Origin of the sequence: Streptomyces sp. NPDC005496 (assembly GCF_042872045.1) — a bacterium.
GTDB lineage: Bacteria > Actinomycetota > Actinomycetes > Streptomycetales > Streptomycetaceae > Streptomyces.
Genome location: NZ_JBIAJQ010000004.1, coordinates 398495 through 412339 on the forward strand (window position 1 = coordinate 398495; position 13845 = coordinate 412339).

Annotated in this window: 15 protein-coding genes; 10 read left to right on the top strand and 5 right to left on the bottom strand. The window is 72.7% G+C overall.

Annotated features, from left to right (window positions below; all coding sequences use genetic code 11):
• The first annotated feature begins 154 nt into the window (after nt 1-154).
• The 6 genes from ACFYQQ_RS14265 to ACFYQQ_RS14290 all read left to right on the top strand — a co-directional run bounded on the left by ACFYQQ_RS14265 (nt 155) and on the right by ACFYQQ_RS14290 (nt 5347).
• Nucleotides 155-1468, top strand: a complete 1314-nt coding sequence (locus tag ACFYQQ_RS14265; RefSeq protein ID WP_355792886.1) for an extracellular solute-binding protein — start codon at nt 155-157, stop codon at nt 1466-1468.
• On the top strand, nt 1465-2439 hold the full coding sequence (locus ACFYQQ_RS14270) for a carbohydrate ABC transporter permease (protein WP_388904640.1): 975 nt from the start codon (nt 1465-1467) through the stop codon (nt 2437-2439). The genes ACFYQQ_RS14265 and ACFYQQ_RS14270 overlap by 4 nt, the downstream gene beginning before the upstream one ends.
• Nucleotides 2436-3341, top strand: coding sequence for a carbohydrate ABC transporter permease (locus tag ACFYQQ_RS14275; RefSeq protein WP_355787465.1), 906 nt, complete (start codon nt 2436-2438; stop codon nt 3339-3341). The genes ACFYQQ_RS14270 and ACFYQQ_RS14275 overlap by 4 nt, the downstream gene beginning before the upstream one ends.
• Entirely contained in the window at nt 3338-4369 is a 1032-nt protein-coding gene (locus ACFYQQ_RS14280) for a LacI family DNA-binding transcriptional regulator (RefSeq protein WP_355787462.1), read from the top strand. Before ACFYQQ_RS14275 ends, ACFYQQ_RS14280 begins: the two co-directional genes overlap by 4 nt.
• 115 nt (nt 4370-4484) lie before the next feature.
• A complete protein-coding gene (locus ACFYQQ_RS14285; RefSeq protein ID WP_355787459.1) occupies nt 4485-4838 on the top strand; it encodes a VOC family protein in 354 nt (117 codons plus the stop codon).
• Between the two features lie 116 nt (nt 4839-4954).
• A complete protein-coding gene (locus ACFYQQ_RS14290) occupies nt 4955-5347 on the top strand; it encodes a MarR family transcriptional regulator (protein ID WP_355787457.1) in 393 nt (130 codons plus the stop codon).
• 129 nt (nt 5348-5476) lie between these two features.
• Here the strand turns inward: ACFYQQ_RS14290 and ACFYQQ_RS14295 are convergent, their stop codons facing one another.
• Both ACFYQQ_RS14295 and ACFYQQ_RS14300 read right to left on the bottom strand, forming a co-directional pair.
• Nucleotides 5477-5920, bottom strand: a complete 444-nt coding sequence (locus tag ACFYQQ_RS14295) for an SseB family protein (protein ID WP_355787454.1) — start codon at nt 5918-5920, stop codon at nt 5477-5479.
• Nucleotides 5921-6105: 185 nt separating this feature from the next.
• Complete coding sequence (locus ACFYQQ_RS14300; RefSeq protein WP_355787451.1) at nt 6106-6723, bottom strand: hypothetical protein; 618 nt, start codon at nt 6721-6723, stop codon at nt 6106-6108.
• A gap of 345 nt (nt 6724-7068) precedes the next feature.
• Here ACFYQQ_RS14300 and ACFYQQ_RS14305 point away from each other — a divergent pair, with 345 nt between their 5' ends.
• Nucleotides 7069-7725 carry a maleylpyruvate isomerase N-terminal domain-containing protein gene (locus ACFYQQ_RS14305; protein ID WP_355787448.1) on the top strand — a complete coding sequence of 219 codons (657 nt, stop codon included), beginning with the start codon at nt 7069-7071 and terminating at the stop codon, nt 7723-7725.
• Nucleotides 7726-7825: 100 nt separating this feature from the next.
• On the opposite strand, the gene ACFYQQ_RS14310 is transcribed toward ACFYQQ_RS14305, so the two are convergent.
• A complete protein-coding gene (locus ACFYQQ_RS14310) occupies nt 7826-8260 on the bottom strand; it encodes a DUF6223 family protein (RefSeq protein WP_355795417.1) in 435 nt (144 codons plus the stop codon).
• Nucleotides 8261-8512: 252 nt separating this feature from the next.
• Here ACFYQQ_RS14310 and ACFYQQ_RS14315 point away from each other — a divergent pair, with 252 nt between their 5' ends.
• Complete coding sequence (locus tag ACFYQQ_RS14315; protein WP_356165634.1) at nt 8513-9637, top strand: histidine kinase; 1125 nt, start codon at nt 8513-8515, stop codon at nt 9635-9637.
• Entirely contained in the window at nt 9634-10296 is a 663-nt protein-coding gene (locus tag ACFYQQ_RS14320; protein WP_356165636.1) for a response regulator transcription factor, read from the top strand. Before ACFYQQ_RS14315 ends, ACFYQQ_RS14320 begins: the two co-directional genes overlap by 4 nt.
• Nucleotides 10297-10324: 28 nt before the next feature.
• Here ACFYQQ_RS14320 and ACFYQQ_RS14325 read toward each other — a convergent pair whose 3' ends face one another.
• Nucleotides 10325-11281 carry a MerR family transcriptional regulator gene (locus ACFYQQ_RS14325; RefSeq protein ID WP_356238395.1) on the bottom strand — a complete coding sequence of 319 codons (957 nt, stop codon included), beginning with the start codon at nt 11279-11281 and terminating at the stop codon, nt 10325-10327.
• A gap of 103 nt (nt 11282-11384) precedes the next feature.
• On the opposite strand from ACFYQQ_RS14325, the gene ACFYQQ_RS14330 reads away from it, so the two are divergent.
• The gene (locus tag ACFYQQ_RS14330) at nt 11385-12947 is read left to right on the top strand and encodes an alpha/beta fold hydrolase (protein WP_356238396.1); all 1563 of its coding nucleotides are present in this window, start codon (nt 11385-11387) and stop codon (nt 12945-12947) included.
• Nucleotides 12948-13214: 267 nt separating this feature from the next.
• On the opposite strand, the gene ACFYQQ_RS14335 is transcribed toward ACFYQQ_RS14330, so the two are convergent.
• A complete protein-coding gene (locus ACFYQQ_RS14335; RefSeq protein ID WP_356165645.1) occupies nt 13215-13586 on the bottom strand; it encodes a helix-turn-helix domain-containing protein in 372 nt (123 codons plus the stop codon).
• Between the last annotated feature and the right edge of the window lie 259 nt (nt 13587-13845).

Sequence of the window (13845 nt, forward strand, 5' to 3'; positions counted from 1 at the left end):
ACGTGCACACACATCCCCGGTGGCGAGAGCCCAACATAACCGCACAGCAACAACCATTGACAAGTGTCCGGGATGTTTCTCTACTGTGAACGCTCACAGAAGCATGGCAGGTCGTCCGCAGCAGGCGGAGGCCCAGGTCAGGGGAGAACAATCCATGCCGAACAAGAAGCTCCACCGTCTCGCGGCAGGTACCGCAGCCGTCGCTCTCGGCGCCGGCGCGCTCACCGCCTGCGGCTCGTCGGACGACGGCGCCGAGTCGGGGCCGGTCTCGCTGACGTACTGGACCTGGACACCGGGCATGGACAAGGTCGTCGACCTGTGGAACGAGGGACCGGGCAAGAAGCAGCGGATCCAGGTCACGGTCAAGAAGCAGGCGTCCGGCGACACGCTCGTCACCAAGATCCTCACCGCGCACAAGGCGAAGAAGGCCCCGGACCTTGTGCAGGCCGAGTACCAGGCACTGCCGACGCTGGTCAGCAACGACGCCCTCGCCGACATATCCGCCGACGTGGACGGGGTGAAGGACAAGTTCGCCGACGGCGTCTGGCAGCAGACCACCCTCGGCTCGGACGCGGTCTACGCGATCCCGCAGGACTCCGGGCCGATGATGTTCTACTACCGCGAGGACCTGTTCAAGAAGTACGGCCTGACCGTCCCGACGACCTGGGACGAGTTCGCCGGGACCGCCCGCGCGCTGAAGAAGAAGGCCCCGGACAAGGACCTCACCACCTTCTCCGCCAACGACTCCGGGCTCTTCGCGGGCCTCGCCCAGCAGGCCGGCGCCAAGTGGTGGACCACCTCGGGGGACAAGTGGAAGGTCGGCATCGACGACACGGCGACGCGGAAGGTCGCCGACTTCTGGGGCGGCCTCGTGAAGGAGGGCGCGATCGACAACCAGCCCATGTACACGCCGGCCTGGAACAAGGCGCTGAACACGGGCAGGCAGATCGCCTGGGTGAGCGCGGTGTGGGCACCCGGCACGCTCACCACCGCCGCCCCCGACACCAAGGGCAAGTGGGCCATGGCCCCGCTGCCGCAGTGGTCCGCCTCCGAGGACGTGACGGGCAGTTGGGGCGGCTCCTCCACCGCCGTCACCACGGACTCCGGGCACCGTGAGGCCGCCGCCAAGTTCGCCGCCTGGCTCAACACGGACCGCGACGCGCTGACCGCGCTGGCCAAGGAGGGCGGCATCTACCCCGCCGCCACCACCGCGCAGACCAGCGAGGCGTTCCTGAAGCCGCCGGCGTTCTTCGCCAACCAGCCGGACTTCTACCCGCAGGCCGCCAAGATCGCCGGGACGACCGCCCCCTCCGCCTGGGGACCGAACGTGAACGTCGCGTACACCTCCTTCAAGGACGCCTTCGCCACCGCCGCGAAGAACAGGTCGGACTTCGGCGCCGCGCTGAAGACGATGCAGGACGACACCGTCGCCGACCTCGAGAAGCAGGGCTTCGAGGTCGCCCGGTGAGGACGGCACGCCGCAGGCCGTACGGGGCCCCGGGGTCCTCGTACGGCCCCTCCTCCCCCGCCGCCCCCGTAAAACGCACCCGAAGCGCCCCCTACCTCTTCCTGCTGCCCGCGACCGCCCTGTTCGCCCTCTTCTTCGCCCTGCCCATCGGCTACGCGGTCTGGCTGAGCCTGCACAAGGTGCGGGTCAAGGGCCTGGGCCTGGGCGCCGGCGCCCGCGAGGAGGTCTGGGCCGGGCTCGGGAACTACGCCGACGCGTTCACCGACTCCGAACTCCTCGACGGCGCGCTGCGCGTCCTCGGCTACGGCGCCATCGTGGTCCCGGTCATGCTCGGCCTCGCCCTGCTCTTCGCGCTGATGCTCGACACCGAGCGGGTCCGCCTCGCCCCGGTGACCCGGCTGGCGATCTTCCTGCCGTACGCCATTCCCGGCGTCGTCGCCGCCCTGCTGTGGGGCTTCCTCTACCTGCCCGACGTCAGCCCCTTCTACTTCGTGCTCGACCGGCTGGGCCTGCCCCAGCCCGACCTGTTGGACGGCGGCCCGCTGTACCTCGCCCTGTCCAACATCGCGGTCTGGGGCGGCACGGGCTTCAACATGATCGTCATCTACACCTCGCTCAGGGCGATCCCGGCGGAGGTGTACGAGGCGGCGAGGCTGGACGGCGCCACACCCCTGCAGACCGCCCTGCGGATCAAGATCCCGATGGTGGCGCCCTCGCTGGTGCTCACCTTCTTCTTCTCGATCATCGCGACGCTCCAGGTGTTCAGCGAGCCGACCACGCTGAAACCGCTCACCAACTCCGTCTCCACGACCTGGAGTCCGCTGATGAAGGTCTACCAGGACGCCTTCGGCAAGGGCGACATCCACTCGGCCGCCGCGACCGCGGTGATCATCGCCGTCGCCACGCTCCTGCTGTCCTTCGGCTTCCTGCGCGCCGCGAACTCCCGTGACCAGCAGGAGGAAGCCCGATGAGTTCCCTCGCCGTCCGCGAGTCCGTCCCCGCCGCCGGCACCACGCCCGGGACCGCCCAGGGGCCGCCGCCGCGCCGCCGTATCGCCCTGGTGCCGACGCTCACGCTGGTGCTGGGCGCGGTGTACTGCCTGCTGCCCGTCGCCTGGGTGGTGATCGCGGCCACCAAGTCGGGCAGTGAGCTGTTCTCCACCTTCACGTTCCTGCCCGGCACCGGCTTCACCCAGAACGTCAGGGACCTCGGCGCCTACCGTGACGGCATCTACTGGCGGTGGATGGGCAACTCCGCCCTGTACGCCGGACTCGGCGCGCTCCTGTCGACGGCCGTCTCGGCCGTGAGCGGCTACGCGCTCGCCGTCTACCGCTTCCGGGGACGCGAGGCCGCGTTCAACGTGCTGCTCGCGGGCGTGCTGATGCCACCGGTGATCCTCGCGATCCCGCAGTACCTGCTGCTGGCGAAGGCCGACCTCACCGATTCGTACGCCTCCGTGCTCCTCCCCCTCGTCCTGTCCCCCTACGGCGTGTACCTCGCGCGGATCTACGCCGCCGCGGCCATTCCCGGTGACGTGGTCGAGGCGGGGCGGATGGACGGGGCGGGCGAGTGGCGCATCTTCACCCGGATCGCTCTGCCGATGATGGTGCCCGGACTGGTGACGGTGTTCCTGTTCCAGTTCGTCGCGGTGTGGAACAACTTCCTGCTGCCGTTCATCATGCTGAGCGACGACGAGCGGTTCCCGATCACGCTCGGCCTGTTCACCCTGCTCGAACAGGGCTCCAACACCCCGGCGCTCTACACGCTGGTCATCACCGGGGCCCTGCTGGCGGTCGTCCCGCTGATCGCCCTGTTCCTGGTGGTCCAGCGCTTCTGGAGTCTCGACCTGCTGTCCGGAGCCGTAAAGTCGTGACCATGAACAACACGGGGGGCAGACGCAGGCCGCCGACGATCCACGACGTGGCACGCGAGGCCGGCGTCTCCCGGGGAACGGTCTCGCGCGTCCTCAACGGCGGCCACTACGTCAGCCCCGCCGCGCAGGAGGCCGTCAACGCGGCCATCCGCAGGACGGGTTACGTCGTGAACCGGCATGCCCGCTCGCTGATCACCGGGCGCTCCGACTCGGTCGGCTTCCTGCTGACCGAGCCCCAGGAGCGGTTCTTCGAGGACCCCAACTTCAACGTGCTGCTGCGGGGCTGCACGCAGGCCCTGGCCGCGCACGACGTCCCGCTGCTGCTGATGCTCGCGGGCACCGAGGACGAACGGCGGCGCATCACGCGGTACATCACCGCCGGCCATGTCGACGGGGTACTGCTGGTCTCCAGCCACTCCGGCGACCCCGTCGCCGAGGAGCTGCGCGGGGCGGGGGTGCCGCTCGTCGCCTGCGGCAAGCCCATCGGGCTGGGGTCCAAGGTGAGTTACGTGGCCGCGGACGACCGGGACGGCGCCCGTGACATGGTGCGCCATCTGCTGTCCCTGGGCCGGCGCCGCATCGGCGTGGTGACCGGGCCGCTGGACACCCCCGGCGGCGTGGAACGGCTCGCGGGCTACCGCGAGGTGCTGACCGAGGCGGGCGTCGAGGCCGACGAGCGCCTCGTCGTGTCCGGCGACTACAGCAGGGCCAGCGGTGAGGCGGGGGCCGAGCGGCTGCTGGCGGTGGCGCCGGACATGGACGCGGTCTTCGTCGCCTCCGACCTGATGGCGCAGGGGGTGCTCGCCGCCCTGCGGCGGGCCGGGCGGCGCGTTCCCGAGGACGTGGCGGTCGGCGGCTTCGACGACTCGCCCGCGGCCACCTCGGCGTCCCCCGCGCTCACCACCATCCGGCAGCCCTGGGACCGGATCAGCGCCGAGATGGTACGGGTCCTGCTCGCCCAGATCGGCGGCGAGGACCCCGCCGCGGTGATCCTGCCGACGGAACTGGTGCGCCGCGACTCCACGTGAGCACGGCCGGCGGCGACCGGTCAGGATCGGAGAAGCGGTCCGCCCCTCCCCGGCCTAGCGTGGGAGGAGCCGGCGAGGACACGCCGGCTCCACTCGCAGCACGGAGGAGTACGCCATGACCGCCGGCCCCAAGACCATCGTCTACCCCGTCAAGGACCTCTCCCTGACCAAGCCCCTCTTCACCGCCCTCCTGGGAGTGGAGCCGTACGCGGACGAGCCGTACTACGTGGGCTTCCGGACCGCGGACCAGGAGATCGGCCTGGACCCCAACGGCCACGCCAAGGGCATGACGGGCCCGGTCCCCTACTGGACCGTCGAGGACATCAAGGCCACGCAGGCGGCCCTGCTGGGTGCCGGAGCCGAGACGCTCCAGGACGTGCAGGACGTCGGCGGCGGCAAGCTGATCGCCTCGCTGAAGGACGCGGACGGCAACCTGATCGGCCTAATCCAGGAGCCCGCCGGTTCGTAGCGCTCGGGGCGGGCGGATCGTCCGGGGCGGCGCGCTCGGCACGCCGGCCCCAAGTCGTATGCGTCTGCACTAGTTGCATGCTCAATGAATGGCCGGATGTCTGTTACCGTGCATATATGGCAGCCAAGACGACCGGCGCCCGCCTCGAAGAGCAATGGCGGGACATCCTGGCGGTGCACGCGCGCACGATGTGCGAGATCGACCGTGCACTGCATCCCCACGGCCTCGGTGCCAGTGACTTCGAGGTGCTGGACATCCTCGCCACGAGCGCCGCGGCGGACGCGGGCGAGCAGTGCCGCGTGCAGAACATCGCGGGCCGCGTCCACCTGAGCCAGAGCGCGCTGTCGCGTCTCATCGGCCGGCTGGAGAAGGAGGACCTGGTCGAGCGCACCGTCTGCCAGGAGGACCGGCGCGGAGTGTGGGTCGCCCTCACTCCCAAGGGCCGTGACCTGCACGCCCAGGTGCTTCCGCTCCAGCGGGACGTCCTGGACCGCATGCTGAACGGCTGACGCCGGCAGACCGACGGCCGCGTCCGCCGTATTTGGGACTCCGCCTCGCGGCCGCGTCGGGCCGGGGACAGTCACGGGCCCGGCCGCTCCCCTCCTCGGTGACGGCCGGGCCCGTACGGCTCGCGGCGGTTACGCCCGCGGCCGGGCCAGCAGGGTGCGGACGCCTTCGGAGGTGAGGGTCAGGCCGTGCGGGGAACTGGCGTCGATCGTGAGCGACAGATCGCTGGCGGGCCACTGCGAGGCGAGCGCCCCGAGCGGCACGAGGCGGTAGCGCGAGACGGAGGGCAGCAGCCCCGCCATCTCCACCTCGGAGGTGAACACCGGTACCACCTGCCGACCGCCCGGCTGCTCCAGCACGGGCAGCGCCACGGCCGACGGGTCGACCTCGTCCTCCTCGGCGGCGTCGTCGGGCACGGGAACGAGGACGTCGCTCCCGGCCAGCGTGTCCAGCGCCACCACGTCCTGGGTATCGCGGGCGAGGGTGTCCAGCGCCTCCTGCGCCGGGGTCGCGGGCACGGGCACCGCGGTGAGGTGCTCCGCGGGAGCGGTGTGGTCGTTCGAGGGCTTCTCCATGGCTGATTCCCAGGTAGTACGGACGGGCCACCCGGGACAAGATCACCCCGGGGCGCAACTCCCGTCGCGTACCCGGACACAGCCGGGGCATTCCTGCCCGTACGCGGAACCGGGCCCGGCCGGCCGGCGCGTGACGCGCCGTACGCGGCCGGGCCCGGTTCCCGCCCGTCGGGCCGGACTCCCGCTCAGTACAGCTTGTCGACGGCGGTGACGGTCGTCGCCTTGAAGTCGGTGACCGGGGCGTTCTCGAACGAGCCCAGCTGCGCCCACTTCACGATCGTCACGGCCGTGCCGTCCCGGCCGACCGAGAACAGGCTGATGTCGGAGGCGCCCCAGGAGGTCTCGGTGTGGACGCCGTAGACGTGGGCGCCCTCCTCGACGTTCAGCTTCCCGTAGTACTTCTGCGTCGCCGTCACCTCCGGGTCCTGCTCCATGAGCTGGGCCGCGCAGTTCGCGAGGTCCGCGCGCAGCAGCGCCGCGAAGTCCTTGGCCCGCTTCACACTGCGCTCCTCCACCGTGACCTGGAGGGCGTTGGTGTCGTAGTCGGTCCAGAAGGTGCGGTGGCTGGAGATCGACGGCAGCGCCTGCCCGACGCAGATCGGCAGCGGGTCCGGCTGGCCGGCGGTCACGTCACCGGCGAACCAGGCCGACGACGGGTGCGGCGGCAGTTCGCCCGGCTCCAGGAAGGCCGGCGAGTCGGACGCGGCAGCCGAGGCACTGGCCGGTACGGCGGTCGCCGTCACCGCCGCGCCGACCGCGACGGCGGCCAGGACGAGCTGCGTGCCGCGAGTACGGATGTTCATGGTTCCCCCTGTTGACGGTTCGTCAGAATGCGCGGGTCACACCGGATCATGCCTCCGGTCACCCACCACGCCACGTACGACCCGCGACGGTCCCCGACCGTTGCCCCCTCCCACCGCTACGGATCCGTCCCGTTCGTCACCGGACGGCAACAGACGGGGCGACGGCGTCCGCGTCGGGGTCGCACACCAGCCGGCACGGTACGTTCCGGCGTCCACGGTGGGCCGACGCTTCGAACGTCGCCGAAGTCGTTCCCTGCCGTCGGCGGCCGCCGGAGGAAGGTCCGGGCGAGCGGCACGGGCGTGATCCGGCGGCGGCCGCCGCTGTCGAGGCACTACCGTGCCGACGTGACTCTCTTCTCACATACGTGGGCGGCCCTTCGGGGCGCTGTCGCAGAGCTACGGGACGAGGACTTCGCGCGGCCCTCCGGGTGCGCCGGCTGGCTCGTCCGGGACCTGGTGTGCCATTTGGTCATCGACGCGCAGGACGTCCTGATCACGCTGGTGACGCCCGCCTCCACGGAGCCGACGCGCGACGCCGTGACCTACTGGGAGGTCAGCGGGACACCGCCGACCGGCGACGATCCGCTCGACGCGCTGACCGTCCGGCTGGCCGCGGCGTACGAGCAGCCGGAGCTGCTGCGGTTCCATCTGGACGACGTCGGCTCCGCCGCGGGGCGCGCGGCCGAACTGGCCGACCCCGCCCGGCGGGTGAGCACTCGCGGGGAGGTCCTGACCGCGGGCGACTACCTCTCGGCGTACGTCCTGGAGTGGACGCTGCACCATCTCGACCTCGTGGCGCACCTCCCCGCCGTGGCGGGACCGCCGCCGGAGGGCCTCGCCCGGTCACGGAAGCTGCTGGAGAGCATCGCCGGGGCCGCCTTCCCCGCCGCCCTCTCCGACACGGACGCGCTGCTGGTCGGCACCGGACGGCGAGCCCCGACCGGCGCGGAGACGGCCGAGTTGGGCGAACTGGGGGCGAGGCTCCCGTTCGTCCTCGGCTGAGGGCCCGGCCGCGCTTGCGGATCGGCGCGGCGGATCCTGCCCGGGGAGCGCGTCCCGTGGCCGTGCGCTCGTCCGCGTCCGGCCCGCGTCGGCGGCGGGGTCACCCGGTGCGGTGGGTGCGGCGCACGACGAGCCCGCCGAGGACCAAGGCCACCGGCGCCAGGAGCAGTGCCACCACGGCCCCCGCGCGCCCGTTACCCGTGCCGAAACCGCCGCTGAAGGTGGCGAGATGGAGCACGGCGAGGGCGATGCCCAGCAGCCCCGTCACGACGGCCACCACCGCCCCGTCCCGCCCGGAGCCGTCGCCCGTCCGTCCGGCGGAGCGGGCCAGCGCGAGTCCGCCGGCGACCACGCCGGTCAGCGCAACCAGTCCGGCCACGACGGCCCCGGTGCGCCCGGAGCCGCTGCCGACACCGCCGGCGACGACGGAGACGTGCGCGGCGGCAGGACCAGCCGACCCGACGACCGCGAGCAGGGCGGCTCCGGCCGCGCCGAGGACGGCTCGGACGGGGGTGCGGGTTCTCGATGCGTTCATGTGTCTCTCCTCGTGCGCGCCGCCCGCGTCTCGCTGCGGGGGCCCGGGCCGGCCCTCTGGGATGTGGTCCGATCCTTCCGCCCGTCGCACCCGCGGGTCGTCCGGCGGGAGGAGACACTTCGCCCTGCCACCGCCGGGGCGGACGGCTGCCGCGGACGCGGCAGGAGCCGGCGAAGTACTGCGTACGCGGTAGCCGGACGGTCGTCCGCCGGCGGGACTCGCCGGACGGTGGCCTGCGGCTAGGGTGCGCGCATGAGCAGAGGACGGCCCGGGATTCCGGCCGGTGTCAGGGACTGGGTGACCGCCGTAGGCGTCGCCGCGACGCTGCTGGTCGCGGGGCTGTCGGAGCCGCTTCCGGTCGGCGGCACCGCACTTCTGGGCCAGGTGCTGCTGGTGGCGGGCGGCCTGGCGCTGGCCACCGGGCGCAGGGCCCCGGTTCCCGTCCTGGCCGTCACCGGACTGTGCGCCGTGGGGTACCAGGCGGCCGGTTTCGACGTACCGGCCATCGCGTTCCTCTTCGCGGTGTACGCCGCGATGCGGGCGGGGCACCGCCTGGTCACAGTGGTGGCGAGCGTGTCCATGCTGGCGGCTCTCCCGCTCGCGGTCCTGGTCTCGCTGCACGACACCGGTGAGGCGTTCGCGCGGGCCCGGGGCGCCCTGGAGCTGGCCTGGCTGATCGCGGCCGGTGCCGCGGGAGAAGCGCTGCGGCAGGCCGAGAGGCGGGCGGACGAGGCCGAGCGGACCCGGGAGGAGACGGCACGGCGGCGCGCGGACGAGGAGCGGCTGCACATCGCGCGCGAGCTGCACGACTCGCTGGTGCACCAGATCTCGATCATCAAGGTGCAGTCCGAGGTCGCCGTCCACCTCACCCGCAGGCAGGACACCCAGGTGCCGGAGGCGCTGCTGGCGATCCAGGAGGCCTCCCGTGAGGCGAGCCGGGAGCTGCGCGCGACCCTGAGCGCGCTGCGCGACGACGACACGGCACCGCCGCACGGCCTCGCCGACGTCCCGGAGCTGGTGGAACGGGCCCGCAGGAGCGGCCTGGACGCGACGCTGACCATCGAGGGGCAGCGGGACGACGTGCCGGCGGCGGTGGGCCGGACCGTGTACCGGATCGTCCAGGAGTCCCTCACCAACGTCGCCCGGCACGCGGCCGCCGCCTCGGCCGACGTACGGATCGACTGCCGCCCGGAGGCTCTCGCCGTGCGGGTGGACGACGACGGCGGGGCGACGGCGTCCGCCGCCCCGGTGCCGGGCGTCGGGCTGCTGGGGATGCGGGAACGGGTGACCGCACTCGGCGGGCGGCTGCGCGCGGAACCGCGCAGCGGGGGCGGCTTCACCGTGCAGGCCGAGCTTCCCGTGGACGGCACGTCGTGATCCGGGTCCTGCTGGTCGACGACCAGCCGCTCATCCGCAGCGGTTTCCGCGCGCTGCTCGACCTGGAGGACGACATCGTTGTGGTGGCCGAGGCCGCCGACGGGGAGCGGGGGCTCGCCCTCGCCCGCGAGCACCTGCCGGACGTGGCGCTGGTCGACATCCAGATGCCGGTCGTGGACGGCATCGAGGCGACCCGGCGCATCGCCGCGGACCCGGCCCTGGCCGCGGTGCACGTCGTCATCCTGACCAACTACGGCCTGGACGAGTACGTCTTCCACGCGCTGCGGGCCGGCGCGGCCGGGTTCCTGGTGAAGGACATCGTGCCGGAGGACCTGCTGCACGCGGTGCGCGTCGCCGCCCGCGGTGACGCGCTGCTCGCCCCGTCGATCACCCGCACACTGATCAACCGGTACGTCACCCAGCCGCTGCGCACGAGCGTCGGCGCGGGTCTGGAGGAGCTGACCGGCCGCGAGCGCGAGGCCGTCGCCCTGGTCGCCCAGGGCCTGTCCAACGACGAGATCGCCGGCCGCATGGTGATCAGTCCGCTGACGGCGAAGACCCACGTCAACCGGGCGATGGGCAAGCTGCGGGCCCGGGACCGCGCCCAACTCGTCGTCCTCGCCTACGAGTCCGGTCTGGTCACCCCGCGCGCCCGCTGACCCCGTGGCCTCCGTCGGGGCCGGCGGCTCAGGCCGCGGTGGCGGTCGTCTGCGCGTCCAGGGCCGCGAGCAGCCAGTCATGCGCGGACCCCGGCGTCGGTTCCGTCGGGCCGCCCGGCGGGGTGATCACCTCGGCCACCAGTTCCCAGTACCGGTCGATCCGCGGGTCGGCGGCGAGCTGCCGGGCCAGCGAGCGGCGGAAGTCCGGGGTGTCCCGGGTGCCGTACGCGCTCACGTACGCGGCGACGAAGCAGTCCAGCGCCTCACCCGGCCGGGGTGCCCGGCCCCGACGCAGCAGGGCGCCCGCCAGTTCGTAGGCCTCGGCGAGGCCCGCGTACAGGACCGCGGCCCCGCGAGCACCCGCGGTCCGGTGTGCCTCCGGCTGGGGCCGTCCGGTGCCCGGGCAGGACCCGAGGGTGAGGGCGTTCAGCCGGGCGAAGGCGAGGACCTGGGCCGGCGCCGGGTCGTCGGGCGGCTGCGGGACCGTCGCCTCCAGGAACGCCGCAGTCGAGCGGGCCGGCATCCGCGGCGGCAGCCAGGCCCGCCAGAACCGGGCCAGCGGGGCGGTGCTCGGCGGCACGGTCACGGCGCCGACCAGGAGCAGCCGGTCGGCCCGCTCGTCGGTCGGGGACTCCTGCACCAGCCGCAGGGCCGCCTCCCGCCAGCGCAGGGCCCGAAGGCGGGAGCCGAGCTCGCGCAGCTGCCCGGCGACGGCGTCCTCCAGGGCGCCGCCCGTCGCGGCCGCCCCGTCCTCCTCGTCCAGGATGCGGCGCACCTCTGGAAGGGGCAGGTCGAGAGCGCGCAGGGAGCGGATCAGCCGCAGCCGGTCGAGGGCGTCGGGGCCGTACCGGCGGTGCCCGCCGGCACTGCGGGACGCCTCGGGCAGCAGTCCGCGGTCGGAGTAGAAGCGCACCGTCTTGACGGTGACACCCGCCTGTTCGGCGAGCTCTCCGATGCTGCACAGACCGTCGTGCGACAGGAACACTTGAACCTCCCTCAGGGGGAGTTCCTACGGTACCGGCGGGCGCGGCCGAGTGATCGGGACGGTCCGCCCACCACCAACGGAACGACCTACCGAGGAGAGGCCCATGACCGCATTCATCCTGGTGCCGGGCGCGTTCACCGGCCCACAGGTGTGGGAGGAGACGGCGGCACGGCTGGCCGCGGCCGGAGCCGAGGTGCACACGGTGGCCCTCACCGGGCTCGGGGGCCCGCGCGCCGCGACAGGCGCCGTCGTCGACCTGGAGACGCATGTCGCGGACGTACTGGCGGTGATCGACTCGACGGGTCCGGCGGGCGGCCGGGATCTGGTGCTGGTCGGCCACGACTACGGCATCCATCCGGTACGGGGCGCCGCCGACCGCCGCGCCGGGCGCGTCGCACGCGTGGTCCACCTGGACGCGGGGATGCCCCAGGACGGCGTGCCGGCCCTGGCCGCGGTGCCCGACCAGGCCCTGCGCCGGCGCCTCGCGGAGGACGCCGGGGCCGGTGCGGCGGCTGACGGGGCCGGTGCGGCGGCTGACGGGGCCGAAGGAGCGGACGGAGAGCTGCGCCCCCCGGCCCGCGGGAAGTGGGGGTGCTGGGGCAGCACCGCTGGTCTGTCCGACGCGGCGCTGGACCGGCTCACCGCCCTCGCCTTCCCCCAGCCGCTCGGCACGTTGCTCCAGCCGCTGCGGCTGACCGGCGCCGTGGACGGGGTGCCCAGCACCGGTGTGCTGTGCACGGAGAACGGCGCGAGCATCGAACTGGTCCAGATGCAGGTGGACTTCGGCGATCCCGCGCTGCGGGCGCTCACCGACGAGAAGGTCACCTTCTTCGAACTCCCCACCGGACACTGGCCGATGCTGTCCTGCCCAGCCGAACTGGCCGAGGTCCTGCTGCGGGCCGCCGCCGGTGAGGGGCACCGACTGAGGCCGCCCGGTGCCGCCCAACCGCCCCCGCACTTGCGGCCGTTCCTTCTCGACGTGCCCCAACTGCCGCGTGAACGGACCGGGAACGTCGATCTGTACGTTCCCGAGGCCGAGGAACCGCGGCCGGCGGTCGTCTTCGTGCACGGCGGTCCGGTGCCCGCCGGGGCCCGGCCGACGCCCCGGGACTGGCCGACCCTGACGGGGTACGCGCGGTACGCGGCGGGACAGGGAGTGGTGGCCGCGACACTCGACCACCGCCTGCACGGCCTGGACGGCTACGAGCGCGCAGCCGCTGACGTCGCCGCCGCCGTCGAGTTCGTCAGGGCCGATCCGCGGGTGGACGGGGACCGGGTCGCGCTGTGGTTCTTCTCGGGCGGTGGCCTGCTCACGGCGGACTGGCTGGCGGGCCCACCGGCTTGGCTGCGCTGCCTCGCCGCCACCTACCCGGTGCTCGCGCCGCTGCAGGGTTGGGGGCTGACCGACGTCCGCTTCCGTCCGGTGGAGGCGGTGGCGAAGGCGGGCTCACTGCCCGTGGTGCTCACCCGGGCGGGACGCGAACAAGCCGAGATCGCCGCCACCGTGGAGGAGTTCCTGACGGCGGCCGGGCAGTGCGGGGCGGACGTCGAGGTGGTCGACGTACCGCACGGCCACCACATGTTCGAGACGCTCGACCCGACGGACGAGTCACGGGAGGCGGTGCACCGGGCGATGCGGCTGCTTCTGGAACGCCTGAGGTCCTGACGCAGTCCAACTGAGCGCACAAGGAGGGGAGTTGAAGTGCTGGCGGAACGCGCCCGGCATCCGCGGCACGGAAACATCCGCGCTCCAGCCGGTCCCTGATCTCAGCCGGCAGCCGGCCCGACGCGGGCCCAGTCGACGATCAGTTCGGCATCCTGCCGCCTCACGTGTGTGTCGGCGGTCGACGTCAACTCCGGGGCCCGGGGAGTGCGTTGGCTCCGTCACCGTCCCGTGCCCACGGAACCGGCACCGGCCGTCCGTGGGCATGACTCAATGGTCGGCTTTCGGACCGCCCGCGTGGCTCGGCTCGGTCTGCCGCTGCGCATCCTGGTCGCCGTGCCGACGGTCGTGCTGCGCCAGGAGCGACAGCAGGTCCCCCACCGTGAGGTTGGAGTCCGCGGGGTGCCTGAGCAGCGTGCCCGTCTGGATGCGGTACTGGTTGGAGCGTCCCTGCCGGGTGTGGGTGAGGTACCCGTCCTGCTCCAGATCGGAGATGATCTTCTGCACCGCGCGCTCGGTGAGCCGGCAACGGGCGGCGATGTCGCGGATCCGGGTGGTGTGATCCTCGGCGATCGCGGCCAGCACGCGGGCGTGATTGGTGAGAAAGGTCCAGCCCGTATGTGTCTCAGGTACTCCGCCCATGAGCCCAGCATATGGCCAGACATTCGCGTATACAAAAGGGCGAAATACGGTTCACGTATTTTTCTGCGTGCCGCGGATTCGTTCGATGGACGCGCCGACGGGCGTCGGCACGTGTTCTCCGCGGTGACGGGACCGCGCCTCCTCGGACGGCAGGACCCCGGAAACGGCTTGAGCCCTCCGCGCCTCACGGCGTGGAGAGCCCAACGGGGCTACCTTTCCGAACCCCGTACCGTTCGAGTCCCCCTCATGCTCCGCCCCC

What these genes read in the sequence shown, in the direction of transcription:
- ACFYQQ_RS14265 (WP_355792886.1), top strand. Translation starts at nt 155, where the DNA reads ATGCCGAACAAGAAGCTCCACCGTCTCGCGGCAGGTACCGCAGCCGTC.
- ACFYQQ_RS14275 (WP_355787465.1), top strand. Translation starts at nt 2,436, where the DNA reads ATGAGTTCCCTCGCCGTCCGCGAGTCCGTCCCCGCCGCCGGCACCACG.
- ACFYQQ_RS14285 (WP_355787459.1), top strand. Translation starts at nt 4,485, where the DNA reads ATGACCGCCGGCCCCAAGACCATCGTCTACCCCGTCAAGGACCTCTCC.
- ACFYQQ_RS14290 (WP_355787457.1), top strand. Translation starts at nt 4,955, where the DNA reads ATGGCAGCCAAGACGACCGGCGCCCGCCTCGAAGAGCAATGGCGGGAC.
- ACFYQQ_RS14295 (WP_355787454.1), bottom strand. Translation starts at nt 5,920, where the DNA reads ATGGAGAAGCCCTCGAACGACCACACCGCTCCCGCGGAGCACCTCACC.
- ACFYQQ_RS14300 (WP_355787451.1), bottom strand. Translation starts at nt 6,723, where the DNA reads ATGAACATCCGTACTCGCGGCACGCAGCTCGTCCTGGCCGCCGTCGCG.
- ACFYQQ_RS14310 (WP_355795417.1), bottom strand. Translation starts at nt 8,260, where the DNA reads ATGAACGCATCGAGAACCCGCACCCCCGTCCGAGCCGTCCTCGGCGCG.
- ACFYQQ_RS14315 (WP_356165634.1), top strand. Translation starts at nt 8,513, where the DNA reads ATGAGCAGAGGACGGCCCGGGATTCCGGCCGGTGTCAGGGACTGGGTG.
- ACFYQQ_RS14330 (WP_356238396.1), top strand. Translation starts at nt 11,385, where the DNA reads ATGACCGCATTCATCCTGGTGCCGGGCGCGTTCACCGGCCCACAGGTG.
- ACFYQQ_RS14335 (WP_356165645.1), bottom strand. Translation starts at nt 13,586, where the DNA reads ATGGGCGGAGTACCTGAGACACATACGGGCTGGACCTTTCTCACCAAT.